Below are 1,656 nucleotides of genomic sequence, written 5' to 3'. Positions count from 1 at the left end.
AAGTAAAAATACTTTACCGGTAGGTGTGGCTTATTGGTTGCATGAAGGGGCATCGCCATTTAAACCATTAGCTGTACGATTAGGGAAAAGCTATGATGAGACAGCAAAAATTGTCTTTGAAAAACATACACGGTTGTGCTCGTTTACCTTTACTGCATTTGTAGAACAACTTTATTAACACAAAAAGACACGGAGAAATCCGTGTTTTTTTGTGTATAATGGAGATAAATGACAAATACCTATCAAAAGAGAAGATGGAAGGGATTTTTAAATAATGATATTCAAGCAATTTGACTGGTCAGAAGTAAAAGAACCTGCAACAGACGCAGAAGTGGCTCAAATCGAAGAAGAACTACAGGTGAAACTACCGGAGGATTTTCTTGAAGAATTACGTCCCTATTTTGGTGGACAGACAGAAGATAATTTAGTGTGGGATGGCTTAGCATTTAGCCAACTATTAGCTCTTGCTGACAGAGGACTCTATAGTAAAACACCATTGACAATCCGAGGTGATCTGGTAGATGAAGGAAGAATGCCGAAGGAATTAGTCCCTTTTGCTGAAACAGCGGGTGGTGACTTTTTCTGTCTTGATTATTATGGAGGACCTGAAAATCCAACCGTGGCCTATTGGAGTCATGAAGGTTCCGATTCGATTGAAAATTTAATGGAGGATGACGGCTTGACGGAAGAGGAGGCTGTTGCTCATTTACGTGAGCACTCAACAAGCTATTTAGCGGAAACTTTCACAGAGTTTGCAAAAGATTTAATTACCTACGAGGAATATGAAGCGCTCGAAAAAGCGGAAGCACAAGCGGAGCAAAAAGCGGAAGCAGAACGAAAGGCGGCTTATGCGGCATTACTTCGTACAAGTGAGCCAGGTTTTGAAAAACTTCTTCCAGAGCGAGTAGAGTATGAGGATGGTTATCCTGTTTTTGAGGGGAATAATTTATACTTTACCGCAACACTACCCGAAGAATTATATTTAGGCGAAAGCGATGTGCAGCTTGAAGAATGTTTCCGTCAACTAAATGAAGCGCTCGAAACAGGAGCGTTATCTGCTTCCCGCTTTACACCAATGCAGCTACAGGATTTAGCGGCGGGTGCGCCGAAGCTAAAAGGTTTAGTTTGGCATCATCATGAAGAACCGGGAAAAATGCAGTTAGTCAATGCCTATGCGCATTTAGTAAGACATATTGGAGGCCGCTCGACGTGGGCGCATGATCCTGACCCGACCACATATACGATTGATCACTCAGGTATTGAGCAAACAGGCATTTATCGAACGGAGGAAAAAGATGCCTTAGAAGGCCTGCGTGAGGTTGAACGTCAGTTAGAAGTCCGCTTTCCTAAGGATTTCACCCAATTCTTCCGCACAATCAATGGGGGGCGTTTTGAGCACCAACACTTTTTAAGTGGTGGTATTGAGCTCTTTGTGGGCGATTTACTGTCCTTTAATCCAGCAAGTGCGGATTATGTATTGGACTATGTTAAACGGATGGGTGACCGTATGCCGGCGCCATTTGTGCCGTTTGCCTGTGATCCTTTTGGGAACCTATTTGGTCTTATTTATGCAAGGGAAAGTAAAAATACTTTACCGGTAGGTGTGGCTTATTGGTTGCATGAAGGGGCATCGCCATTTAAACCATTAGCTGTACG

At 42.9% G+C, this 1,656-nt stretch carries 1 protein-coding gene; it reads left to right on the top strand.

Features of this window, described 5'->3' with window-relative positions; all coding sequences use genetic code 11:
- Window positions 1-274: 274 nt before the first annotated feature.
- A partial coding sequence (locus QI30_RS17855) for an SMI1/KNR4 family protein (RefSeq protein ID WP_126991946.1) occupies window positions 275-1,656 on the top strand: 1,382 nt, incomplete at its 3' end.

Source organism: Candidatus Kurthia intestinigallinarum (assembly GCF_003991225.1).
GTDB classification, from domain to species: Bacteria; Bacillota; Bacilli; order Bacillales_A; family Planococcaceae; genus Kurthia; species Kurthia populi.
This window is presented reverse-complemented; position numbering and strand designations above follow the sequence as displayed.